This window comes from Streptomyces sp. R35 (assembly GCF_041053035.1).
GTDB classification, from domain to species: domain Bacteria; phylum Actinomycetota; class Actinomycetes; order Streptomycetales; family Streptomycetaceae; genus Streptomyces; species Streptomyces lutosisoli.
Genome location: NZ_CP163440.1, coordinates 6,676,121 through 6,700,202 on the forward strand (window position 1 = coordinate 6,676,121; position 24,082 = coordinate 6,700,202).

General features: G+C 71.2%; 22 protein-coding genes. 19 read left to right on the forward strand and 3 right to left on the reverse strand.

What is annotated here, in order from left to right:
- The first annotated feature begins 16 nt into the window (after positions 1–16).
- Both glmS and AB5J50_RS30455 read left to right on the forward strand, forming a co-directional pair.
- The gene (gene glmS, locus AB5J50_RS30450; protein WP_369261350.1) at positions 17–1,864 is read left to right on the forward strand and encodes a glutamine--fructose-6-phosphate transaminase (isomerizing); all 1,848 of its coding nucleotides are present in this window, start codon (positions 17–19) and stop codon (positions 1,862–1,864) included.
- A gap of 258 nt (positions 1,865–2,122) precedes the next feature.
- Positions 2,123–2,977, forward strand: a complete 855-nt coding sequence (locus AB5J50_RS30455; protein ID WP_369261351.1) for a hypothetical protein — start codon at positions 2,123–2,125, stop codon at positions 2,975–2,977.
- 11 nt (positions 2,978–2,988) lie between these two features.
- Here the strand turns inward: AB5J50_RS30455 and AB5J50_RS30460 are convergent, their stop codons facing one another.
- The gene (locus tag AB5J50_RS30460; RefSeq protein ID WP_369261352.1) at positions 2,989–4,710 is read right to left on the reverse strand and encodes a M16 family metallopeptidase; all 1,722 of its coding nucleotides are present in this window, start codon (positions 4,708–4,710) and stop codon (positions 2,989–2,991) included.
- Positions 4,707–5,702 (reverse strand): hypothetical protein, encoded by a 996-nt coding sequence (locus AB5J50_RS30465; protein WP_369261353.1) that lies wholly within the window; start codon positions 5,700–5,702, stop codon positions 4,707–4,709. The genes AB5J50_RS30460 and AB5J50_RS30465 overlap by 4 nt, the downstream gene beginning before the upstream one ends.
- Positions 5,703–5,855: 153 nt before the next feature.
- On the opposite strand from AB5J50_RS30465, the gene AB5J50_RS30470 reads away from it, so the two are divergent.
- From AB5J50_RS30470 to AB5J50_RS30500, 7 genes are all read left to right on the forward strand, one after another.
- The gene (locus AB5J50_RS30470) at positions 5,856–6,227 is read left to right on the forward strand and encodes a holo-ACP synthase (protein ID WP_327431026.1); all 372 of its coding nucleotides are present in this window, start codon (positions 5,856–5,858) and stop codon (positions 6,225–6,227) included.
- Between the two features lie 114 nt (positions 6,228–6,341).
- Complete coding sequence (locus AB5J50_RS30475; RefSeq protein WP_369261354.1) at positions 6,342–7,772, forward strand: NAD(P)H-hydrate dehydratase; 1,431 nt, start codon at positions 6,342–6,344, stop codon at positions 7,770–7,772.
- Between the two features lie 290 nt (positions 7,773–8,062).
- Positions 8,063–8,962 (forward strand): L,D-transpeptidase family protein, encoded by a 900-nt coding sequence (locus AB5J50_RS30480; RefSeq protein WP_369261355.1) that lies wholly within the window; start codon positions 8,063–8,065, stop codon positions 8,960–8,962.
- Positions 8,963–9,059: 97 nt separating this feature from the next.
- Positions 9,060–10,217: an alanine racemase gene (gene alr, locus AB5J50_RS30485; protein WP_369261356.1), complete on the forward strand. Its 1,158-nt coding sequence runs from the start codon at positions 9,060–9,062 to the stop codon at positions 10,215–10,217.
- Positions 10,218–10,277: 60 nt separating this feature from the next.
- Positions 10,278–11,513: an alpha/beta fold hydrolase gene (locus AB5J50_RS30490; protein ID WP_369261357.1), complete on the forward strand. Its 1,236-nt coding sequence runs from the start codon at positions 10,278–10,280 to the stop codon at positions 11,511–11,513.
- Complete coding sequence (gene tsaE / locus AB5J50_RS30495; protein ID WP_369261358.1) at positions 11,479–12,012, forward strand: tRNA (adenosine(37)-N6)-threonylcarbamoyltransferase complex ATPase subunit type 1 TsaE; 534 nt, start codon at positions 11,479–11,481, stop codon at positions 12,010–12,012. Before AB5J50_RS30490 ends, tsaE begins: the two co-directional genes overlap by 35 nt.
- 171 nt (positions 12,013–12,183) lie before the next feature.
- On the forward strand, positions 12,184–12,360 hold the full coding sequence (locus AB5J50_RS30500) for a hypothetical protein (RefSeq protein ID WP_369261359.1): 177 nt from the start codon (positions 12,184–12,186) through the stop codon (positions 12,358–12,360).
- A 163-nt stretch (positions 12,361–12,523) separates the two neighbouring features.
- Here the strand turns inward: AB5J50_RS30500 and AB5J50_RS30505 are convergent, their stop codons facing one another.
- Positions 12,524–13,078, reverse strand: a complete 555-nt coding sequence (locus AB5J50_RS30505; RefSeq protein WP_369261360.1) for a hypothetical protein — start codon at positions 13,076–13,078, stop codon at positions 12,524–12,526.
- Positions 13,079–13,189: 111 nt separating this feature from the next.
- On the opposite strand from AB5J50_RS30505, the gene tsaB reads away from it, so the two are divergent.
- The 10 genes from tsaB to AB5J50_RS30555 all read left to right on the forward strand — a co-directional run bounded on the left by tsaB (position 13,190) and on the right by AB5J50_RS30555 (position 24,022).
- A complete protein-coding gene (gene tsaB, locus AB5J50_RS30510) occupies positions 13,190–13,843 on the forward strand; it encodes a tRNA (adenosine(37)-N6)-threonylcarbamoyltransferase complex dimerization subunit type 1 TsaB (RefSeq protein WP_369261361.1) in 654 nt (217 codons plus the stop codon).
- Positions 13,844–13,860: 17 nt separating this feature from the next.
- Positions 13,861–14,343 (forward strand): ribosomal protein S18-alanine N-acetyltransferase, encoded by a 483-nt coding sequence (gene rimI, locus AB5J50_RS30515; protein ID WP_369265550.1) that lies wholly within the window; start codon positions 13,861–13,863, stop codon positions 14,341–14,343.
- Positions 14,336–15,433, forward strand: a complete 1,098-nt coding sequence (gene tsaD / locus AB5J50_RS30520; RefSeq protein ID WP_369261362.1) for a tRNA (adenosine(37)-N6)-threonylcarbamoyltransferase complex transferase subunit TsaD — start codon at positions 14,336–14,338, stop codon at positions 15,431–15,433. The genes rimI and tsaD overlap by 8 nt, the downstream gene beginning before the upstream one ends.
- 170 nt (positions 15,434–15,603) lie before the next feature.
- The gene (locus AB5J50_RS30525; RefSeq protein WP_369261363.1) at positions 15,604–15,861 is read left to right on the forward strand and encodes a hypothetical protein; all 258 of its coding nucleotides are present in this window, start codon (positions 15,604–15,606) and stop codon (positions 15,859–15,861) included.
- 100 nt (positions 15,862–15,961) lie between these two features.
- On the forward strand, positions 15,962–17,002 hold the full coding sequence (locus AB5J50_RS30530) for a LacI family DNA-binding transcriptional regulator (RefSeq protein WP_369261364.1): 1,041 nt from the start codon (positions 15,962–15,964) through the stop codon (positions 17,000–17,002).
- 381 nt (positions 17,003–17,383) lie between these two features.
- Complete coding sequence (locus AB5J50_RS30535; RefSeq protein WP_369261365.1) at positions 17,384–18,694, forward strand: extracellular solute-binding protein; 1,311 nt, start codon at positions 17,384–17,386, stop codon at positions 18,692–18,694.
- A gap of 8 nt (positions 18,695–18,702) precedes the next feature.
- Entirely contained in the window at positions 18,703–19,734 is a 1,032-nt protein-coding gene (locus tag AB5J50_RS30540) for a carbohydrate ABC transporter permease (RefSeq protein WP_369261366.1), read from the forward strand.
- 83 nt (positions 19,735–19,817) lie between these two features.
- Entirely contained in the window at positions 19,818–20,615 is a 798-nt protein-coding gene (locus AB5J50_RS30545) for a carbohydrate ABC transporter permease (protein ID WP_369265551.1), read from the forward strand.
- A gap of 43 nt (positions 20,616–20,658) precedes the next feature.
- Positions 20,659–22,887, forward strand: a complete 2,229-nt coding sequence (locus AB5J50_RS30550) for a glycoside hydrolase family 3 N-terminal domain-containing protein (protein WP_369261367.1) — start codon at positions 20,659–20,661, stop codon at positions 22,885–22,887.
- Positions 22,888–22,984: 97 nt separating this feature from the next.
- On the forward strand, positions 22,985–24,022 hold the full coding sequence (locus AB5J50_RS30555; protein WP_369261368.1) for a LacI family DNA-binding transcriptional regulator: 1,038 nt from the start codon (positions 22,985–22,987) through the stop codon (positions 24,020–24,022).
- The last annotated feature ends 60 nt before the right edge of the window (positions 24,023–24,082 follow it).

The following is a 24,082-nucleotide window of genomic DNA, read 5'->3' on the forward strand; positions in this document are numbered from 1 at the left end:
CCGTAGGCTGCGGCCCATGTGCGGAATCGTGGGATACGTGGGGTCGCAGTCGGCGCTTGACGTGGTGATGGCCGGACTGAAGCGGCTGGAGTACCGGGGATACGACTCGGCGGGCGTCGCCGTGCCGGCGGACGGGGGGCTCGCCGCCGCGAAGAAGGCCGGCAAGCTCGTCAACCTGGAGAAGGAGCTCGTCGACCGGCCGCTGCCGACCGGGACGACGGGCATCGGACACACCCGCTGGGCCACCCACGGGGGCCCCACCGATGCGAACGCGCATCCGCATCTGGACAACGCGGGCCGGGTCGCCGTCGTCCACAACGGCATCATCGAGAACTTCGCCCTGCTGCGCGCCGAGTTGGCCGAGCGCGGGCACGAGCTGGCCTCCGAGACGGACACCGAGGTGGTCGCGCATCTGCTCGCCGAGGAGTTCTCCTCGTGCGCGGACCTGGCGGAGGCGATGCGGCTGGTGTGCCGGCGGCTGGAGGGCGCGTTCACGCTGGTCGCGGTGCATGCCGACGATCCGGACGTGGTGGTCGGGGCGCGCCGGAACTCGCCGCTCGTGGTCGGCGTCGGAGACGGCGAGGCCTTTCTCGCCTCGGACGTCGCCGCGTTCATCGCCCACACGCGCTCCGCGATCGAGCTGGGCCAGGACCAGGTGGTGGAGCTGCGCCGGGACGGCGTGACGGTCACCGGCTTCGACGGCCGGCCCGCCGACGTGCGCTCGTACCACGTGGACTGGGACGTCTCGGCGGCCGAAAAGGCCGGCTATGACTACTTCATGCTCAAGGAGATCGCCGAGCAGCCCAAGGCGGTCGCCGATACGCTGCTGGGGCGCATCGACGCGTCCGGCCTGCTGACGCTGGACGAGGTACGGATCCCGGTCCATGAGCTGCGCGAGATCGACAAGGTCGTCATCGTGGCCTGCGGGACCGCCTTCCACGCCGGGCTGATCGCCAAGTACGCCATCGAGCACTGGACGCGGATCCCGTGCGAGGTGGAGCTGGCGAGCGAGTTCCGCTACCGGGACCCGATTCTCGACACCCGGTCGCTGGTGATCGCCATCTCGCAGTCCGGCGAGACCATGGACACGCTGATGGCGCTGCGGCACGCCCGCGAGCAGGGCTCCAAGGTGCTGGCGATCTGCAACACGAACGGCTCGACCATCCCTCGCGAGTCGGACGCGGTGCTGTACACCCACGCGGGCCCCGAGGTCGCCGTCGCCTCGACGAAGGCGTTCCTGACGCAGCTGGTCGCCTGCTATCTGGTCGCCCTGTACCTGGGCCAGGTGCGCGGCACCAAGTGGGGCGACGAGATCCTGGCCGTGATCCGGGACCTGTCCCACATCTCCGGCGAGGTTGAGCGGGTCCTGGAGACCATGGAGCCGGTACGGGAGCTGGCGCGCTCCCTCGCCGACAAAAAGACCGTGCTGTTCCTGGGCCGGCACGTCGGCTATCCCGTCGCGCTCGAAGGCGCCCTGAAGCTCAAGGAGCTGGCGTACATGCACGCCGAGGGCTTCGCGGCGGGCGAGCTGAAGCACGGGCCGATCGCGCTGATCGAGGACGACCTGCCGGTGGTCGTCGTCGTTCCTTCGCCTCGGGGGCGGTCCGTCCTCCACGACAAGATCGTGTCCAACATCCAGGAGATCCGGGCGCGGGGTGCGCGCACGATCGTCATCGCGGAGGAGGGCGACGAGGCGGTCGTTCCCTACGCCGACCATCTGATCCGGATCCCGGCCACGCCGACGCTGCTCCAGCCGCTGGTGGCGACCGTTCCGTTGCAGGTGTTCGCTTGTGAACTGGCTACGGCTCGGGGGAACGAGGTGGATCAGCCTCGGAACCTGGCGAAGTCGGTGACGGTGGAGTGAGTTTTCAGGGCTGCGAGCCGCCCGCGGCGTAGAGGGTGAGTGATTGGCGGTTCCGTGCCGGCCCCGGCAGTCGCGACCAGGCCTTTCCGAGGTCATGCATGGCACACATCTGCCAATCCCCGCTGCCTCCATGATTCGGGTCACAGGCCGAGTGCGGGTGCGGGGCGGCGCTGTGTCTGTACGATGCGAGGCCTCAACAGGCCTGGCCGGGGGGAGAGTTCGGCCGGGCCTCTCGACCTTTTCACTGTGGGGGATTCCATGCGTATACGCGCCGCTGCCGTCGTTCTTTCCAGCGCCGTCGTGCTTTCCGCGCTCGCCCTTCCGGCCGTCGCCCAGGCGTCGGAGCGTGCGGACGGGGCGACGAAGCTCAGATCCTTCGCCTCGAAGACCGTGTCGCCGAAGGACTCGCTGGGTGCCACCAAGTTCTCGGACGCGGTCATCAACGGCGGCAAGGACATCGTCCTCGGCGTGACCGCCAAGAAGTCCGTCACCGTCACGTACACCGCCTCCAACGACAGCGGCATCGCCCTCACCGAGGCCTTCCTGTGGCAGGGCACCGACAGCTCGAACGTGGACGACATCACCGGCTCCCTGGGGACGGACGACGACGCCACCTGCACGGAATCGACGACCCAGCAGGGCGTCTACAGCTGCAAGGCCGTCTTCAACATCGACCCCGCGCACGACTTCGCGGACGGCAACGGCGTCGCGGGCACCTGGAAACTGTTCCTCGGCGCCTGGGACCTCTACGCGAACGCCAGCTACAACGACGACGTCACCACCACCAAGCTCAAGCGCGCCGCCACGCTGACCGTCGACGCCTCCCCGGAGCCGGTGAAGAAGGGCAAGACCATCACGGTCACCGGCAAGCTGAGCCGCGCCAACTGGACCACGGGCCGGTACGCGGGCTACGCGACCCAGCCGGTGCTGCTGCAGTTCCGCAAGAAGGGAAGCGACACGTACACCACCCTCAAGACGGTCACGTCCAGCAGCACCGGCACCCTGAAGACCACCACCACGGCCGGCGTCGACGGCTACTACCGCTTCAGCTTCGCCGGCACCACCACCACAGGCTCTGTGAAGGCGACCGGTGACTTTGTCGACGTCCAGTAGCCAGGGCGGAATCAGCCGCGCCTGCGGCGGCGGTACAGCCGCCACGTCAGGAAGAGGCACGGCAGCTCCATCACCCACAGGCCGATGACGGCCGCGGAGTCAGGGTGTGCCGCACCGGCCTCGTCGAGGGTGACGAGCACGCTGAGCAGGCCCCATACCGCGGCCACCGAGCCGACGAGCCAGAGCGCGAGGGTCCAGCCCCAGTGCGCCTTGCCCTGGGAGCGCGGAGCGGACGTGGGTGCCTCCGGCCGCGGGATGCGGGACGGGTCCCGCTGCGGCATCCGCACCACCGCCGCGGGCGGCACGGCAGCGTCCACCGCCGCGATCCGCTCGGGCGTCACGCTCTTGTAGAGGGTCGGCTCGATGGTGACCGAGAAGCCGTCGTACCCGGTCAGCGTGCGGGCTCCGTCCGGGCGGGCGGTCATCGCCGCGCAGGCGTCGTACCGGACGGTGACCGGGCCGCGCGGCGTCGTCAGGGACACCCCCTCCGCCCCGATCGTCAGTGTGACGCGCTCGTCCTCCAGCGAACGGTGCCGGGTCCCCGTCAGCGCGTGCGTCGAGTACTGCGGGGCGAGGAAGAAACCCGCCCAGTCGGCGCCCCGGCCCGGTACCTGGAGCAGCCCGGTCGACCACATCTCGCGGGCGACCTCGCGCAGATCCTCGACGGTCAGCGCGCGCAGCTCGGCCCGGTGCTCGTCCGGGCTGAGGATGGGATGGCCCAGGAGCAGGCTGAGGGCGTACGAGGGCAGTGACACGGCGGCGAGTTCCGGGGTGTCGTACATCTTCAGGGCCTTGGTGCGCGCCGAATCGAGCTCGGCCTGCTCGATGCGGCCCGCGCGCAGCCGGGCGAGGACGTCGACGAAACCGCCGACCACCGCGTCCTGCTTCTTGGGCAGCGCGTCGGCGTACGCCGTGAGGGTGGCGAAGTCGGCGTCGCGCGGGGTGTAGTCGGCCTCGGCCGAGTACGAGTAGCCGCCCTCCTGGCGCAGGTCCTGGAAGAGGGCGCGGCCCAGGACGTCGGCGAAGACGGCGCCCGCGGTGGAGCGGCGCAGCACCGCGTTGAAGACGACGTGGCCGTCGTCGCCGTGGATGTAGGCGGGGGTGACCGGCAGCGCGTTCGAGGCGGCGGGCGCCGGGATGCGTGTACCGGCCGGCAGCGTCAGATCGAGTCCCTCAGGCACGGAGTCGCTGGTGATCCACAGCACCGCGTTGTCCCGGGTGAAGCGCGTCTGGGCCCAGTGCCGCACCTCGTCCGGGGTCAGCCGCCAGGTGCCCAGCTCGCTGTAGCTGGACAGGCCGTAGCCCTGGGCGCCGTAACGCCACAGCGGCATCTGGTGGTTGGGCCCGCCACTGCGGCCGGCCGCCTCCGTCCGCAGGATCTCCTTCTCGGTCTCCAGCCGGTCCAGCGGCAGGTCGCGCAGGGCCGCGCAGACGCTGTTGAGGTAGGCGACCACCTCGTCCTCGCTGCCCGTGACGTGGAAGAGGGTGTACGCGTTCGCCGTCGCGCCGTTGTAGTGCAGGTCGGACAGGCCCAGCCGGTGCAGCGCGAGGTGCTCGACGAGGTGGGTGATGCCGGCGGTGGCCAGGGTCTCGTCGGCGCGGCCCACGCGGAAGAAGAGCCCGGCGGTGATCTCGCCCTGCTTGGGTGTGTAAAGGGTGGGGATGCCCTGGGTGGTGGTGTGGCCGACGAGCCCCGCCAACTTGGCTACGGGGTTGGTGATTTCGGTGGTCATCGCGACTCCCCCCAGGCTGCCGACAGTGCGGCCTTGCGGTACTTGACGAAGGCGGCCGCCGGGTCGGGCGTGTACTGCCACGGGAACTCGGCGGCCCGGTCCTCGAGTTCGAGGAAGTGCGGGATCGCGTCCTGGTGGTGGCCGCCGAGCGAGAAGGCGAGGGCGAACGCGCTGTGCGCGCCGATGCCGTGGAAGCCGGGCCGGTAGTCTTTGTGCAGCACGGACACCTGGGCCGCGAACCGCAGATCGTCACGGACGGGCACACCCCGCATGTACGCGGTGGCCTCCATGCCTCCGTCACCCAGGAGCTCCAGCCAGTGCTCCAGATGCGCGATGGCCACCAGGGCACCGGAGTGCGAGCCGTCCGGGGCCGCTGCCGCACACTCGCGGGCGAAGCCGTGCGCCGCCTCCCAGGAGCCGCTCCACTTGGGGCACAGGTTCTGCAGCAGCTGCATCTGCGCCGGGTAGTGGTGCGGGTGGTGGGCGGCCAGCCGGTCGTAGCGGCGCCGGGCCTCGGCCTGCCCGAGCTCCAGACCGCGCGCGGTGGTCACACGCACCGTCCAGGCGTGCGCGTACGAGGGGTGCTCCGCGCACACCTCGATCAGCAGCTGCTCGGCCCGCCGCAGCCATTCGTGGAAGCGGTCGAACTGGTCCCGCGAGACATGCTGGGCTCGGGCGCCGCTGCGGATGTCCCAGCCGATGTGGAGATACCGGTCGGCGAGCAGCGTACGGGGCAGCGGGTCGCCGGGCAGGGCGGCCACGGCCTGCTCCAGATACCGCTCCACTCCGTCGATGCCGGCCAGCAGGCCCGACGCGAAGGAACGCTGCGCCTCCGTGCCGAGGCCCGCGAAGAACGCCGCCGTGGCGGGCCAGTCGCCGTGCGCCGCCGCGGTGCGTAGCGGGACGAGTTCGGGCAGGGTGTCGAACGGGTCGAAACGAGGCGGCGCGGATATGCCTGGTGCTCCGCTCACGCCGCCGGTTGTGCTGGTCATGCCTCCGCCCCCATGGCGTACTTGGAAGTGTCGCGCACCGGCAGGCCCCCCGTGCCTGTGCGCTCGATGTGAAGTCGCCGCAGGCTAACAGGGGGGTGAGACATTCCCGGTGGCTGGACCGGGGCCCGTGCCGCGCCCCATAGGCTGCGAGGCATGAGCATCATCGGGGTCGGTATCGACGTGGCCGAGATCGACCGGTTCCGGGCGTCGCTGGAGCGCACACCCGGACTGGCCGAACGGGTCTTTGTGGAGCAGGAGTTGCATCTGCCGAGCGGGGAGCGCAGAGGCATCGCGTCGCTGGCCGCCCGGTTCGCCGCGAAGGAGGCGCTCGCCAAGGCGCTCGGCGCCCCGGCCGGTCTGCACTGGACCGACGCCGAGGTCTATGTCGAGGACAGCGGGCAGCCGCGGCTGCGGGTGAAGGGCACGGTGGCGGCCCGGGCGGCCGAACTGGGCGTGCGGTCGTGGCATGTGTCGCTGAGCCATGACGCGGGGGTGGCTTCGGCCGTGGTGGTGGCGGAGGGGTAGCCGCCGCGTCGGGGGAATCGCTCGTCGCGGGTGGTTCGTCGGCCGCGGGATGTCTGTGGTTGCTCGCGCAGTTCCCCGCGCCGCTTGCGGGGCGCTGATGCGAGACTCGGGCCTATGCGTACTGCCTACAGCGTGGAGACGGTAAGGGCGGCCGAGCGGGAGCTGATGGCGCGGCTCCCCGAAGGGGCGTTGATGCAGCGCGCCGCCGCCGGACTGGCCGCGGCCTGCGCCGATGTGCTGGGGCGGGTGTACGGCAGCCGGATCGTGCTGCTGATCGGCAGCGGCGACAACGGGGGCGACGCGCTGTACGCGGGGGCCCGGCTGGCCCGGCGCGGGGCCGGTGTCACCGCCGTACTGCTCGCCCCCGAACGGACGCATGCCGGGGGGCTGGCCGCGCTGCGGCGGGCGGGCGGCAGCCTGGTCACCCCTAGTGCCGCCGAGCAGATCGTCCGCCGTGCCGACCTCGTCGTCGACGGCATCGTCGGGATCGGCGGCAAGGGCGGGCTGCGGCCGGACGCCGCGGCGCTGGCCGCCTGGGCCGAGCAGTCGCGTGCGGCCGTCGTCGCCGTCGACCTGCCGAGTGGCATTGAGGCGGACACCGGGGAGGTCCTCGGCGCGGCGGTCCGCGCCGACCTGACCGTCACCTTCGGCACGCACAAGCCGGGACTGCTCATCGATCCGGCGCGTGAGTACGCCGGTTCCGTACGCCTCGTCGACATCGGTCTCGAACTGCCGGACCAGGCCGAACTGGAGGCGCTCCAGCACGCGGATGTCGCGGCGCGGCTGCCGGTGCCGGGGGCGGCGAGCGACAAGTACCGGCGCGGTGTCGTCGGGATCGCCGCCGGGTCCGCGCGCTATCCCGGGGCGGCGGTGCTCGCCGTGTCCGGTGCGCTGCGGGGTGGGGCGGGGGCCGTGCGGTACGTGGGGCCCGCCGGGGACGCGGTGATCGCCGCCTTCCCCGAGACGTTGGTGTCCGACAAGGGGCCTGGGAAGGCGGGGCGGGTCCAGGCGTGGGTCGTCGGGCCCGGGGCCGGGGACGACGCGTCGGCGGTCGACGAGGTGCTGGCCGCGGAGGTGCCGGTGCTGGTGGACGCGGACGGGTTGCGGCTCGCGGAGCGGGGGGCCGTGCGGGCGCGGAGTGCGCCCACGCTGATGACTCCGCATGCCGGGGAGGCGGCGGCGTTGCTCGGGGTTTCGCGAGCGGTGGTGGAGGGGGCTCGGCTTGCCTCTGTGCGGGAGCTTGCGGGGCTGTACGGGGCGACGGTGTTGCTCAAGGGGGCGACGACGCTGGTGGCTGATGCGGGGGGTGGGGTGGTGCGGGTGAATTCGACGGGGACGGCTTGGCTGGCGACCGCGGGGAGTGGGGACGTGCTGTCGGGGCTTGCCGGGTCGTTGTTGGCGGCCGGGTTGTCCGCGGTGGATGCGGGGAGTGTTGCTGCGTACGTTCACGGTCTTGCCGGGCGGTTCGCGGCCGACGGGGCGCCTGCGGGGGCCCATGACGTGGCTTCGGCGATCCCGGACGCGTGGCGGGACATCCGCGACTGAGGCCCACCAGCGTTTCTCGCCCCCGCCGCCCCTACCCGTCCCATCCCTGGGGCTCCGCCCCAGACCCCCAAAAGATTGCGCAGTTCCCCGCGCCCCTTAAGGGGCGCGGGGAACTGCGCGAACGGCCCCCACCGGCCCGCAGCCGACAAACAACCCACGGGGTCTGGGGCGGAGCCCCAGAAGGATGGGACGGGTAGGGGCGGCGGGGGCGAGAGAACGGTCCGGGCGAATGGGGGACCCCTTCCGCGCGGCTCACTCGGGGGCGGGGGCGGGTTGCGTTGGCTGGTCGCATGATGATCAGACGAATGGTGTGGTGGGGCCGGAGTGCGGCGGTGGTGCTCGCGCTGCTGGCGGTGTTGCCCGGGGAGAGCGCCTTGGCCGTGGGTGGGCCGCCCGCCCCCGGACCGGGGAGCGAACTGGTGCCGGGCGTGGCGCCGGGTCCGCATCAGCCGTGGCAGATCGATACCCCGGACCAGATGCTCGCGCCCAGGGTGTACACACCCACCGCTGAAGAGGATGCCGTCGAGCCGCCCAGCGCCCCCGCCGGCACGGACGCGCTCATCGAGTACGTACCGCTCAGCGACGCCGCCGCAGGCACGGCGGTGACATGCAGCAAGCGGACGGGACCGTATCAGCGGCAGGTCGAGCAGTGGCTGAAGCTGAAGGTGGACGGGAAACAGTCCGCTGCCGATTGTCTTGCCATCCGTACGTTCCAGACGCGGTACAAGATCAAGCCGAACATCGGCTTCGCCGGACCCGTCACCTGGGCCCGCATGCAGCTGCTCTCCGCGATGAAGAACCCGAACGCCGCCGGGAAGTGTCCCGTCCGGTCGTACCGGATCGCCTGCGTGGACCTGAAACGACAGCTCACCTGGGTGCAGAAGGGGAAGAAGGTGGTGTGGGGGCCGGTGCCCATGCGCAGCGGGCGGGCCGGGTACCGGACCCGTACCGGCTGGTTCAAGATCTACTGGAAGCACAAGAACCACTGGTCGACCCTCTACAACAGCCCCATGCCGTACAGCCAGTTCTTCAGCGGCGGACAGGCCTTCCATGCCATCTACGGCAGCATCTACAACCCCAACGGCTCGTGGGGCTGCGTCAATCTGCGGCTCGCCGACGCCCGCACGCTGTGGAGCGTCCTCAAGACGGGCGACCACGTCTACGTGTGGGGCCGTAGAGCCGGCACCTGATGCCGGACGGTCGGATGAGGTCCTGCGGGGTCCTGCGGGGTCCTAGCGGTACCGGCGCCGGGGTGCTGTCAGGCCCCTCTGAGACACTGGGGGCGCGATGAACGAGACAGCACCCCTGCGCGCCCGCGCCGAGATCGACCTGGCAGCCCTGCGGGCCAACGTGCGGACCCTGCGCGCCCACGCGCCGTCCGCGGCCCTGATGGCCGTGGTCAAGTCCGACGCGTACGGCCACGGGGCGGTGCCGTGTGCCCGAGCGGCGCGCGAGGCCGGCGCCACCTGGCTCGGCACCGCCACCCCCGAGGAGGCCCTCGCGCTGCGGGCGGCCGGACTGCCGGGGCGGATCATGTGCTGGCTCTGGACACCGGGCGGGCCGTGGGCACAGGCCATCGAGGCCGACCTCGACGTCTCGGTCAGCGGGATGTGGGCACTGCGGGAGGTCGTGGCAGCCGCTCAGGCGGTCGGCGCGCCCGCCCGCGTCCAGCTCAAGGCCGACACGGGCCTCGGGCGCAACGGCTGCCGGCCCGACGACTGGCCGGAGCTCGTCGGGGAGGCCCTGAGCGCCGAGGCCCGCGGGCTCATCACCGTCACCGGCCTCTGGTCGCACTTCGCCTGCGCCGACGAGCCCGGTCACCCCTCGATCCAGGCCCAACTCACCCGCTTCCGCGAGATGGTGGCGTACGCCGAGGAGCAGGGCGTCCGCCCCGAGGTGCGGCACATCGCCAACTCGCCCGCCACGCTGACCCTCCCCGAGAGCCACTTCGACCTCGTACGCACCGGCATCGCGGTCTACGGCATCTCGCCCAGCCCCGAGCTCGGCACCCCGGCCGACTTCGGACTGCGCCCGGTGATGACGCTGACCGCGTCGCTCGCGCTGGTGAAGCACGTCCCGGGCGGCCACGGCGTCAGCTACGGGCATCACTACACCACGCCCGGCGCCACCACCCTCGGCCTCGTGCCCGTCGGCTACGCGGACGGCATCCCGCGCCACGCCTCCGGCACCGGACCCGTCCTGGTCGGCGGCAAGTGGCGTACGGTCGCGGGCCGGGTCGCGATGGACCAGTTCGTCGTCGATCTGGGCGGGGACGAGCCCCCGGCCGGGACGGAGGCGGTCCTGTTCGGACCGGGCGACCGCGGCGAGCCGACCGCCGAGGACTGGGGCCGGGCGGCGGGCACGATCGCGTACGAAATCGTCACCCGGATCGGAACCCGCGTTCCCCGCGTCTACGTGAATGTGAACGAGGAACAAGACGGGTAGTACCGAATAACCGAGCAGGACCCGGCGAAGAGCTGACAGCGAAGCGAAGAGGAGCGGGACGTGAGCGAGAGCAGCGCGGAGGCCGTCGCGAGTGCGGCCTCGGCGGCCGCCGCCTCCGCCGGGAACTGGCGCAGGGCCGGTGTCGCCGGCGCCGCGATAGGCGTCGTGGCAGCGGGCGCCGCCGCCGGAGTCGCCATAGAGCGCCTCACGGTCGGCCGCGGCATGCGCAGGAAGGCCCGCCTCGCGCTCGACTCCACGGGCCCCTACGGCTCGCTGCGCGGCACCCCCGGCAAGGCGTACGCCGACGACGGCACCGAGCTGTACTACGAGGTCGACGACGCCGAGCCGGAGGCCCCCCTCGCCCCGCGCCGTCGCCGGCTCTTCGGCCGCAAGGCGCCGGCCCCCGTCACCGTCGTCTTCAGCCACGGCTACTGCCTCAACCAGGACTCCTGGCACTTCCAGCGCGCCGCGCTGCGCGGTGTCGTGCGCACCGTCCACTGGGACCAGCGCAGCCACGGGCGGTCCGGGCGGGGCGTCGCCCAGCTCAAGGACGGGACGCCGGTCGCCATCGACGAGCTCGGCCGCGACCTGAAGGCCGTCATCGACGCGGCCGTGCCCGAGGGCCCCATCGTGCTGGTGGGCCATTCGATGGGCGGGATGACCGTCATGGCCCTCGCCGACCAGTACCCCGAGCTGATCCGCGACCGGGTCGTCGCCATCGCCCTCGTCGGTACGTCGTCGGGGCGGCTCGGCGAGGTCAACTTCGGGCTGCCCGTCGCGGGCGTCAACGCGGTGCGGCGCGTGCTCCCCGGCGTACTGCGGGCGCTCGGGCAGCAGGCCGCCCTGGTGGAGCGGGGGCGGCGGGCCACCGCCGACCTGTTCGCCGGGGTCATCAAGCGGTACTCGTTCGCCACCCGGGACGTCGACCCGGCGGTCGAGCGGTTCGCCGAGCGGATGATCGAGGGCACCCCGATCGATGTCGTCGCCGAGTTCTACCCGGCGTTCACCGAGCACGACAAGACCGCGGCGCTCACCCACTTCACCGACCTGCCCGTCCTCGTCCTCGCCGGGGTCAAGGACCTGGTGACCCCGAGCGAGCACAGCGAGGCCATCGCCGACCTGCTGCCGGACGCCGAGCTGGTGCTCGTCGCCGACGCCGGGCACCTCGTCATGCTGGAGCACCCCGAGGTCGTCATAGACCGTCTCGCCGACCTCCTCATGCGCGCGGGAGCCGTCCCGGCAGGAGCTACCGTGGGTGGCTATGGAAGCACCAGCAGCACCGCACAACCAGGCTGAGCCCGCGCAGAACGGGGTCAGCGCGCAGATCACCGTCAACTCCCCCGAACAGATGCGGGAGTTGGGCCGCCGGCTCGCCAAGCTGCTGCGCGCGGGCGACCTCGTGATGCTGAACGGAGAGCTCGGCGCGGGCAAGACCACGCTGACCCGCGGGCTCGGCGAGGGGCTCGGCGTGCGCGGCGCGGTCACCTCCCCGACCTTCGTCATCGCCCGCGTGCACCCCTCCCTCGGGGACGGTCCGCCGCTCGTCCACGTGGACGCGTACCGCCTCGGCGGGGGGCTCGACGAAATGGAGGACCTCGACCTCGACGTCTCGCTCTCCGACTCGGTGATCGTCGTGGAGTGGGGCGAGGGCAAGGTCGAGGAGCTGACCGACGACCGACTGCACGTGGTCATCCACCGGGCCGTCGGGGACACCACGGACGAGGTACGGCATGTGACGGTCACCGGCCTGGGGGAGCGCTGGGTGACGGTGGACCTGAGCGTGCTCTCGGCCTGACCGGCACCGTTTTGATCGTGTCGGCGCGCCCGTCGTTCGTAGATTTGCTTAACGTTCCGACAAGACGTCGGCAAGATATTGCGTTCGGCGTCCCGGCCGTGTTCACATGGACACCAGTCCGTAGTTAGGTCTACCTAACCACGCTTGCCCCCGAAGACCCAGGAGGCGTCCATGTCGGCTTCAGAACGTCGTGACGTGCCGGTGGCGCCGCCGGTTCCGGGTGGGGTGGCCGGGGTGTCGATGCGGGAGCTGCTGGCGGCGTGTGCGGCCGCCGACGCGGTGTCTTTGCCGCCGCGGGTGCCTCCGGCGGAGGTGGCGGTAGTCGAGGAGCCCCGCAAGGCTGCGTGAGCGCTCCGCTGGGGGGTTCGTTTTCGTCTGCGGGTTCGGTGGGGGCTGGGCGCGCCCACTCGGCGGAGCCGCATATCGACACAGCATCGCGCGCCTATAAAGATTGCGCCGTTCCCCGCGCCCCTAAAGGGGCACGGTCCTGAAGGCCCGCTTCCAAGTCCCGCTACTGGATGACCTCGACCTTTACGCCGATTGTTGCGAACTCCCACATCGCGGTGCCGTCCTTGCGGGACTCGCGGATGCCGCCGAGTTTCTTGGTGGAGTCGGGGGAGGCCGTGGAGCCGTTCATCGCCGCGCTGAAGCCGATCGCTACGCCGTCGACCAGCGTGAACCGTACGACGTGCTCGATCTGCATGCCATCCGATCCGGTGACCGCGCTGGAGCGGGTGGTGACGGCGTAGGTGCCGACGGCAGGGTCGATCGTGCCCGGGGTGACCTTGAAGGTGTGCTGGACCTTGTTGTCCGCGCCGACCAGCCATACGCGGTCGTCGTCGGTGGAGTAGACGACCCGCTCGCCCGTGCCGGACTGGCTGGGCAGTGCCGCCGGGTTCTTCTTGTCACGGGGGGCCTTCGAGACGGATGCCTTGGGCGAGGCGCTCGCGTGCGGCTTGCCCAGGGTGTCCGGCACGCTCGCGGACGCCTGGTAGGCGAGGAAGCTGACTGCGGCGATCGCCGCCACGGTGAGCCCGGCCACGAATCCCGAGCTGCTCCTAGCCACCTTGTGTGCCCACCTCTCGTACTGCGTACGTCTTTGCTGTTGACGGTAGCAGCCGGGGAGCAGCACTCCCGGGCGGCCGTACGTCCGGCTCGGGCGCCGTAGGCTGTTTGCGTGCTCTTGCTCGCTCTGGATACCGCCACCCCCGCAGTGACCGTCGCCCTGCACGACGGCACGTCCGTCATCGCCTCGTCGATCCAGGTGGACGCGCGCCGGCACGGAGAGCTGCTGCTGCCGGCCGTGGACCGGGTGCTCGCCGAGGCAGGCCTCAAGCTGGACGCCGTCACCGGCATCGTCGTGGGCGTCGGCCCCGGCCCGTACACGGGGCTGCGTGTCGGCCTCATGACCGCCGACACCTTCGGGCTCGTGCTCGGGGTGCCCGTGCACGGCCTGTGCACCCTCGACGGGCTCGCCTACGCCGCCGAGGTCGAGGGCCCCTTCGTCGTCGCCACGGACGCACGGCGCAAGGAGGTCTACTGGGCGCGGTACGCCGACTGCCGTACGCGCGTGTCGGAGGCCGCCGTGGACCGGCCCGCCGAGATCGCCGACGCCGTGGCGGGACTGCCGGCCGTCGGCGCGGGCGCGCTGCTCTACCCCGACACCTTCCCGGACGCCCGCGCGCCCGAGCACGTCGCGGCGGCCGCGCTCGCCTGCCTCGCCGCGGAGAAGCTCGCCGCGGGCGAGGAGCTGGAGGCCCCCCGGCCGCTCTATCTGCGCCGCCCGGACGCCCAGGTGCCCAAGAACTACAAGGTGGTCACCCCCAAGTGACCGTCGAACTGCGCGAGATGCGCTGGTGGGACATCGATCCCGTACTGGTGCTGGAGAAGGACCTCTTTCCCGAGGACGCCTGGTCGCGGGGGATGTTCTGGTCCGAGCTGGCCCACGCGCGCGGGCCGGAGGCGACACGGCGCTATGTCGTGGCCATGGAGGGGGAGCGGCTCGTCGGGTACGCCGGACTCGCCGCCGCCGGGGACCTGGGCGACGTACAGACCATCGCCGTGCGCCGCGAGCAGTGGGGCACGGGGCTCGGCGCCCGGCTGCTCACCGAGCTGCTGCGGGCGGCGACCGCGTTCGAGTGCGCCGAGGTGATGCTCGAATGCCGGGTGGACAACGTCCGCGCGCAGAAGCTGTACGAGCGCTTCGGCTTCGAGCCCATCGGCTTCCGGCGCGGCTACTACCAGCCGGGGAACATCGATGCCCTGGTGATGCGCCTGACCGACCCATCGAGTTCAGTACAAGGAACAGAGAGCACAGAGAGCAATGGCTGACGAACCGCTCGTCCTCGGCATCGAGACCTCCTGCGACGAGACCGGCGTCGGCATCGTCCGCGGCCACACCCTGCTCGCGGACGCGATCGCCTCCAGCGTCGACGAGCACGCGCGTTTCGGCGGGGTCGTGCCCGAGGTCGCCTCCCGCGCCCACCTGGAAGCGATGGTGCCGACCATCGACCGGGCGCTGAAGGAGGCGGGGGTGAGCGCGAAGGACCTGGACGGGGTCGCGGTCACCGCCGGGCCCGGGCTCGCCGGTGCGCTGCTCGTCGGGGTCTCCGCGGCGAAGGCGTACGCGTACGCGCTGGGCAAGCCGCTGTACGGGGTCAACCACCTCGCCTCCCACATCTGCGTGGACCAGCTGGAACACGGGGCGCTGCCGGAGCCGACGATGGCCCTCCTCGTGTCGGGCGGGCACTCCTCGCTGCTCCTGTCCACGGACATCACCTCCGACGTACGGCCGATGGGCGCGACCATCGACGACGCGGCGGGCGAGGCCTTCGACAAGATCGCCCGCGTGCTGAACCTGGGCTTCCCGGGCGGCCCGGTCATCGACCGGTACGCGAAGGAGGGCGACCCGAAGGCGATCGCGTTCCCGCGCGGGCTCACCGGGCCGCGCGACGCGGCGTACGACTTCTCCTTCTCCGGTCTGAAGACCGCCGTGGCCCGCTGGATCGAGGCCAAGCGGGCGGCGGGGGAGGAGGTGCCGGTGCGCGATGTGGCCGCGTCCTTCCAGGAGGCCGTGGTGGACGTGCTCACCCGCAAGGCCGTACGGGCCTGCAAGGACCAGGGCGTCGACCACCTCATGATCGGCGGCGGCGTGGCCGCCAACTCCAGGCTGCGCGTGCTCGCCCAGGAGCGCTGCGAGGCCGCCGGGATCCGGCTGCGGGTGCCGCGGCCGAAGCTGTGCACGGACAACGGTGCGATGGTCGCGGCCCTCGGCGCGGAGATGGTGGCGCGGAACCGGGCCGCCTCCGACTGGGATCTGTCGGCGGACTCGTCGCTGCCCGTGACGGAGACTCACGTCCCCGGTCACGGGCATAGCCACGACCACGTACACGAGGTCAGCAAGGAGAACCTGTACTCTTGACCCCTCCCCTATCCGAAGACAGGGGATTCCTGGCTCACGCCGCCTCACGAGCACAGCGGCCCGTCAGGTCTTCTGCGATCAGCACCAGCCGGGTTGAGACCAGCCCGGTTGGCTAGAACCTAGCGCGCCAGGGATGCTCGCGTCGCAGAATCACGAAAGAGGTTGAGGCAATGACCGTCGCCCTCATGTGGGAGGCGCGGGCCGTTCCCGGGCGGGGCGAGGAACTGCTCGCCTGGGCGCGGGCGCAGGAGCAGGAGCTCGCGGTCCCGCCGCTGCGCCGGGAGCTCTTCAGGGCTCCTCAGGACCGCGTGCTCGTCATCACCTGGTGGGACGCGGCGTACGACGCCGAGCTGCCCGAACTTCCCGAGCCGGCCGCGGAGTTGGTGACCCGTGCGGTCCATCGGTGGCGGTTCGAGTCGGTCTCCTGACGCCGTCGTTCCCGGCCGGGCTTCACGCCGAGCTCGCTTTTCCGGAAGACTCCTGCAAAGTTTCGCTGGTGCGGCCGGCACGGTAGGGGGAGTCTTGGACATGTCGACGGAGGTGGGCGCAGTGGCCCGGGAGAGCATCAAGAACAAGGTGACGATCACCGAGATCGCCCGGCAGGCCGGGGTCTCGGTGCCCACCGTGTCGCGTGTCGTCAATGGCCGCTCCGATGTGTCGCCGGAGACCCGGGCCCGGGTCGAGGACCTGCTGCGGTACCACGGCTACCAGCGCAAATCGTCCGCGCCTGGGGACCGGGCCGCCCTCATCGACCTTGTTTTCAACGATCTGGACAGCCCCTGGGCCGTGGAGATCATCCGGGGCGTCGAGGAGGTCGCGCACGCGTCGGGTGTGGGCACGGTGGTCTCCGCGATCCACGGCGCCTCGGGCTCGGCCCGGCAGTGGATGACCAATCTGCGCGCCCGCGCCTCGGACGGCGTGATCCTGGTGACCTCCGTCCTCGAACCCCGGCTGCACGAGGAGCTGCGGCGCCTCGGAGTACCGCTCGTCGTCATCGACCCGGCGGGGTCGCCGTCCCTGGACGCGCCCACCGTCGGCGCCACCAACTGGGCCGGCGGCATGGCCGCGACGGAGCATCTGCTCGGCCTCGGCCACCGCCGGATCGGCTTCATCGCCGGGCCGGTGCGGTTGCTGTGCTCGCGGGCGCGGCTCGATGGGTACCGGGCGGCGCTGGAGGGGGCCGGTGTCGACGTCGACGACGCGCTGATCGTGCCGGGCGACTTCTATCACCAGGCGGGGTTCGACGGCTGCAACACCCTGCTCGACCTGGGGGAGCCGCCCACCGCGGTGTTCGCCTCGAGTGACCAGATGGCGTTGGGGGCGATCGAGGCGTTGCGGCGGCGGGGGTTGCGTGTGCCGGAGGACATGAGCGTGGTGGGGTTCGACGACCTCCCCGAGGTCCGGTGGTCGGCACCGCCGCTCACGACCGTGCGGCAGCCGCTGGCGGACATGGGGAAGCTGGCGACGCGAACGGTTCTGCGGCTGGCGTTGGGGGAGGAGCCGGCGTCTCCTCGGGTTGAGCTGGCGACCGAGTTGGTTGTGCGGGCGAGTACGGCACCCCGGGGTTGAGTCGGGGCGGCTGAGGCTTGTTCTTCGGCTGCGGGCCGGTGGGGGCTGGTCGCGCCCCGCGGCGGAGCCGCAAATGTCACAGCCCCGCGCCCCTGAAAGACGGGGCGGTGGCGGCTTGTTCGTTTGGCTGCGGGCCGGTGGGGGTTGCTCGCGCAGTTCCCCGCGCCCCTGAAGGCTCGGGGCTGCGCCCCGTCGCCCCCGGCCAGCCCCCGTCTTTTGGCTTTTATTTAGGGGCGCGGGGAACTGCGCGACCAGCCCCCACCGTCCCGCAGCCAACGAACCACCCGATATTTGTCAGGAGCGTTGACATACCTGACGCACACCCGTAATTTCCGAGCGCACTCCACCGATAATTTTCGGCCCTCTTCCGGAAGGTGCGCGATGCGAGCGTTGGGCAACACCTACACCCCCCTCAACCGCCGGAGGTTCCTGGCGGCGTCCGCGGCGGCCGGCCTGGGCGCGGCCGCCCTGAGCGCGTGCGGCTCCTCGGACAGCGACGGCGGTTCGGGTAAGAAGACGATCGAGTGGTGGAACATCACCACGACCCAGCCCGCGAAGAAGCTGTGGGCCCAGCGCGCCAAGGAGTTCGAGGCCGCGCACCCGGACGTCAAGATCAAGGTCGTGACGCTGGAGAACGAGGCGTACAAGTCGAAGATGACCGCGCAGATCGCCTCGGGCAAGCTGCCGGACATCTTCCACACCTGGGGCGGCGGCGTCCTCAAGCAGCAGCTCGACGCGGGACTGGTCGAGGACCTGACGGACAAGGTCGCCTCGTGGACCGGCAACTACGTACCCGCCTCGATGGCGGCCTACAAGTTCGACGACAAGCTGTACGCCGTCCCCTTCGACATCGGCGCCGTCGGCTTCTGGTACAACAAGGCGCTCTTCAAGAAGGCCGGTATCACCACCCCGCCCACCACCTGGTCGGGCTACCTCGACGCCATCCGCGCCCTGAAGGCCAAGGGCATCACGCCCATCGCCCTGGCCGGCAAGGAGAAGTGGCCCGGCATGTACTACTGGGCGTACCTCTCGATGCGCGTCGCCGGTCTAGAGGCGATGCAGAAGGCCTCCGACGACGCCGACTTCACCGGCGACGACTTCGTCAAGGCCGGCCAGCACCTCAAGGACCTCGTCGCGCTCCAGCCCTTCCAGAAGGGGTTCCTCGGCGGGGCCTACTCCGACCCCAATGGCGAGGCGGCCCTGATGGGCAACGGCAAGGCGGCCATGGAGCTGATGGGCCAGTGGGCGCCGATCGTCGAGGCCGACTCCGGCAAGGGCATCGGCAAGGACCTCGGCTTCTTCTCCTTCCCCGCGGTCGAGGGCGGAAAGGGCGCACTCACCGAGGTGTTCGGCGGAGGCGGCGGTCACGCGCTGCGCAAGGGCGCGCCGCAGGAGGCGCTGGACTTCCTGAAGTTCTTTGCGGAGAAGGAGTTCGCCGAGAAGCTCATCAAGGAGACCGGCCTGATACCGGTCTCCAAGGACCTGACCGGTGCGCTCACCGACCCCAACCTCACCGCCGTCTCCCAGATGCTGACCAAGGCCACCGGCTTCCAGCTCTACCTCGACCAGGCGTACGCCCCCGCCGTCGGCCAGGAGATCAACGACAGCGTCGCCGCGCTCATCGCGGGCTCCAAGTCGCCCGAGCAGGTGACGCGTTCGGTCACCCAGGTCGCCAAGAGCGAGAAGAGCTAGCGCCGCCGATGACCCACTCGACTTCGACCTCCGCGACCCACTCTGCGGGTTCGGCGCCGTACGTGAGCGACGTCGGCAAGTACGACGACCAGGACCCGGCCGCTTTTGGTCCACGGCGGCGCAGGTCGCCGCTGCGCCGGGTGCGTGACTGGCTGTCGGCCGTCGTGTTCACGGTCCCCGCCCTTGCCCTGTTCGGCATGCTCGTACTGGTGCCGATGGGCTACGCGATCTACGTCAGCTTCTTCAACTGGGGCGGATTCGGCTCGCCTTCGGACAGCATCGGCTTCGACAACTACACCCGGCTCTTCAAGGACCCCGTGTTCATAGGGGACTTGGGGCGCGGCGCGCTGCTCATCGGATTCTCCATCCTCGTGCAGCTGCCGTTCGCGCTCGCCATGGCCGTGCTGCTGAACCAGAAGCTGCGCGGCCGGGCCGTGTACCGGATGCTGTTCTTCGCCCCGTACATCCTGTCCGAGGTCATCACCGGCGTGCTGTTCAGCATGATCTTCGCGCCGGGGGAGGGGCTCGCCGACAAGGTCCTCGACAAGGTGGGCCTGGAGGGCCTGGGCGGGGACTGGTTCGCCGGGCAGAGCTCCGTTCTGCCGACCCTCTTCCTCGTCATGACGTGGAAGTACTTCGGCTTCCACATGATGCTCTACCTGGCCGGACTCCAGGGCATTCCGGCCGAGTTGCACGAGGCGGCGCGCATCGACGGCGCCGGCACCTGGCAGCGCTTCCGGCACATCACGCTGCCGCTGCTCGCGCCGACCCTCCGGATCAGCGCGTTCCTCTCCGTCGTCTACTCCATCCAGCTCTTCGACCTGGTCTGGGTCATCACCACCGGCGGCCCCGACCACGCCTCCGAGACCATGGCGATCAGCATGGTCCAGTACGGCTTCAAGCGCTATCAGATGGGCTACGCCAGCGCCATCAGCGTCGTGATGTTCCTGATCAGCCTGGTCTTCGCCCTCGCCTACCAGCGCTTCGTACTGCGCCGGGACACCGAAGGAGCCATCACCACCATGCGAGGAAACCGATGAGCGCTGCGACGGGGACGCCGGTGAGCGCCACGACGGGGACACCGAAGGAGGTGCTGCGGCGCCGGCGGCTGCGCACCCTTCCCATGTACGTGATCCTCTGGGTGGTCGGCGTCTTCATGGTCACCCCTCTCCTCTACGCCCTGATCTCCGGCTTCAAGTCCACCGACCAGCTCTCCTCCAACCCGTTCGGGCTGCCCTCGCCGTGGGTGACCTCGAACTACACCTCGCTGCTCGGCTCGGGCTCGTTCTGGAAGTCCATCGGCAGCAGCACGGTGATCGCGGTGGGCGCCGCCCTGCTCACGGTGTCGGTGGCGGCCCTGGCCGCCTTCGCGCTGGCCCGATTCGCCTTCCGTGGGCGGGAGTTCATGTTCACCCTGTTCACGATGGGGCTGATGTTCCCGTTCGCGGTGGCGATCCTGCCGCTGTTCATCCTGCTGCGCACCTTCGGGCTGCTCGACAACCCATGGGGCGTGATCCTGCCCGAGGCGGCCTTCGGACTGCCGGTGACGATCATCATCCTGCGCGGCTTCTTCCGCGAGATCCCGGGGGAGTTGGAGGAGGCGGCGACGCTCGACGGCTGCACCCGCTTCGACTTCTTCTGGCGCATCCTGCTGCCGCTGGCCCGGCCCGCGCTCGGCACGGTCTCCGTCCTCGCCATCGTGAGCAGCTGGAACCAGTTCCTGCTGCCGCTGCTGGTCTTCAGTGAGCCCACCTGGTGGACGATCCCGGTCGGCATCCAGCAGTTCCAGGGCCAGTACGCCGCCGATGTGGCCCGCATCTTCGCCTACCTGGTGCTCGCCATGGTGCCCGCCCTCGCCTTCTACGCGGTCGCCGAGCGGCAGCTGATCGGCGGCATCACGCTCGGCGCGACCAAGGGCTGACCCGTCTCAGGGGCCCAATCCCCCTATCCACGTGAGGAGTTACATGACCGACCCCTGGCAGGACCCCGCTCTGCCCGCAGCCGTCCGCGCCGCCGACCTGCTCGCCCGTATGACCCCACAGGAGAAGATCGCCCAGCTCTACAGCGTCTGGCCCGGCTCGAACGAGACCCCGGGCGGGGACATGGCCCCGCACCAGCACGCCCTGTCGGAGGACCTGGACCTCGCCGAACTGCTTCCGCACGGCCTCGGCCAGCTCACCCGGCCGTTCGGCACCGCGCCCGTCGAGCCCGCCGAGGGCGCCGCCCGGCTGGCGAAGTTCCAGGAGCACATCCGCGCCGCGAACCGCTTCCGGCTGCCCGCCGTCGCCCACGAGGAGTGCCTCACCGGCCTCACCGCCTGGCAGGCGACGATCTTCCCGACCCCGCTCGCCTGGGGCGCGAGTTTCGATCCCGCCCTGGTGAAGGAGATGGCGTCGTCGATCGGCGTCACCATGCGGTCCGTCGGCATCCACCAGGGCCTGGCCCCCGTCCTGGACGTCGTACGGGACGCACGCTGGGGTCGTACGGAGGAGTCGATCGGCGAGGACCCCTACCTCGTGGCGACCATCGGCACCGCCTACGTCCAGGGGCTGGAGTCCGCGGGCGTCGTCGCCACGCTCAAGCACTTCGCCGCGTACTCGGCCTCGCGCGGCGCCCGCAACCACGCGCCCGTGTCGATCGGCCCGCGCGAACTGGCGGACGTCATCCTGCCTCCGTTCGAGATGGCCCTGCGGGAGGGCGGTGCGCGGTCGGTGATGGCGGCGTACAACGACGTCGACGGACTGCCCGCGCACGCGCATCGCGGACTGCTCAGCCAACTCCTGCGTGGGCAGTGGAAGTTCACCGGCACGGTCGTCGCCGACTACTTCGCCGTGTCCCTCCTGGAGTCGGCGCACGGGCTCGCCGACTCCCCGGCGGGAGCGGCGGCGCTCGCGCTCGCGGCAGGCGTGGACGTGGAGCTGCCGGCCGTACGGTGCTACGGGTCCGGGCCGCTCGACGAGGATCTGGTGGACCGGGCCGCGCTGCGCGTCCTGACGCAGAAGTGCGAACTGGGACTGCTGGACCCCGACTGGGAGTCCCCGGCCGCCGAGGGGACAGTCGACTTCGATCCGCCTCATATGCGGGAGATCGCACGGCAGTTGGCGGAGGAGTCGGTGGTCCTGCTGGCCAACGGTGACGGCGCGCTGCCCCTCGCGCCCGAGGTGCGGCGGATCGCCGTCCTCGGCCCGCTCGCCGACGACCCGGCGGCCATGCTCGGCTGCTACACCTTCCCCCGCCATGTCCTCCTCGACCACCCCGACGTCCCGATGGGCGTCGCCGTACCGACGCTGCTCGACGCACTGCGCGCCGAGCTGCCGGACGCCGAGTTCGGAGAGGACCCGGCGGCGGCCGACGTGTGTGTGGTCGCGGTCGGCGACCGGTCCGGGTTGTTCGGGCGCGGCACCTCGGGGGAGGGGTGCGACGCGGCCGACCTCGAACTGCCCGAGGGGCAGGGCGAGTTGGTGGACAAGGCGCTGGCCGCCGGGACGCCCGTCGTGCTCGTGGTGTTCTCCGGGCGGCCGTACGCGCTGGGGCGCTGGGCCGACCGGGCCGCCGCGGTGGTGCAGGCCTTCTTCCCCGGCCAGGACGGCGCCGCCGCGGTCGCGGGCATCCTGTCCGGGCGGGTCAACCCGTCGGGGCGGCTCCCGGTGAGCGTGCCGCGCGACCCGGCCGGACAGCCGTACACCTATCTCGCCCCGCCGCTCGGGCAGATCAGCGGGGCGAGCAACCTCGACCCGACGCCGCTGTTCCCGTTCGGGCACGGGCTGTCCTACACGTCGTACGCCTGGCAGGCGCCGACGGTCGACGACGCCGCGTTCGCGACGGACGGCGAGACGACGCTGCGGCTGACCGTCCGCAACACGGGGGAGCGGGCCGGTACGGAGGTCGTCCAGCTCTATCTGCACGACCCGGTCGGCAAGGTGGCGCGACCGGTGGCCCGGCTGATCGGCTACGCGCGGGTGCCGCTGGAGGCGGGGGCGTCGGCGGAGGTGCACTTCACGGTCCCGGCGGACCTGGCGGCGTACACCGGACCCGACGGCGACCGGATCGTCGAACCGGGGGCGCTGGAGCTGCGGTTGGGGGTGTCCAGTGCCGAGGGCGATGTGCGCTACGCGGTGCCGGTGACGCTGACCGGGCCCGAGCGGGTGACGGGGCCGGGCCGGCGGATGCGATGCGAGGTGCGGGTCAAGTGATGTGCGAATCTTTCGCGGCGCATGCCGAATTTTCCGGGAGGTGTATGGCGTCAATTGGGGGTTCGGCGTGCCGCTGCGCGAGGCTACGATCGCGCCCATGAACCCCGTGAAGCCGCTGAGCGCGCGGTCGACGCAGACCGCGACGCTCGCCGAGATCGCCCGCGAGGCCGGCGTGTCGGCTCCGACTGTTTCGAAGGTACTCAACGGCCGCGCCGACGTGGCCCCGGCGACCCGCACTCGCGTCGAGGAGCTGCTGCGCTCGTACGGCTACCGGCGGCGCAGGGCCGAGGCGACCCGGTCACCCCTCATCGACCTGGTCTTCCACGAGCTGGAGAGCGCCTGGGCGATGGAGGTGATCCGGGGCGTCGAGAACGTCGCCCGGGACGAGGGGCTGAGCGTGGTCCTCTCCGAGAGCGCGGGGCGGCTGACCCCCGGCCGCACCTGGGCCGACCAGGTCGCCGCGCGCCGCCCGTACGGGGTGATCCTCGTGCTGTCCGGGCTCGACGAGTCCGGACGGGCGCTGCTGACCAGCAGGTCCATCCCGTTCGTGGTGATGGACCCGGCAGGCGACCCGGGCGACGACGTGCCGTCGATCGGCGCCACCAACTGGCACGGAGGGCTGGCCGCGACCCGCCATCTCGTCGAGCTGGGGCACACCCGGATCGGCGCGATCAGCGGGCCTTCGCGGATGATGTGCAGCCGCGCCCGGGTCGACGGCTATCGCGCCGCGCTGGAGACGGCGGGGCTGCCGGTCGACCCGGCGCTGATCCGGCCGGGCAACTTCCACCACGAGAGCGGGTACCGGGCGGGGCTCGAACTGCTGCGCTCGCCGGACCGGCCCACCGCCGTCTTCGCGGGCAACGACCTCCAGGCGCTCGGCCTGTACGAGGCCGCGCGAGAGCTGGGGCTGCGCGTTCCCGAGGACCTGAGCGTCGTCGGGTTCGACGATCTGCCGGTGGCGCGCTGGGTCGGGCCGCCGCTGACGACCGTACGGCAGCCGCTGACGGAGATGGCGGAGGCGGCGGCGCGGCTGGTGCTCGAACTGGGGCGTGAGCAGGGGGCGTCGGCGGCGACAAGAGTGGAACTGGCCACAAGCCTCGTGGTGCGCAGCAGCACCGGCGCGCCCCCGGCGTAGGGGCACGGCGATACGGCCGTGACGGATGTCTTGACGAGGGGTGGGAGCGGTCCCACACTG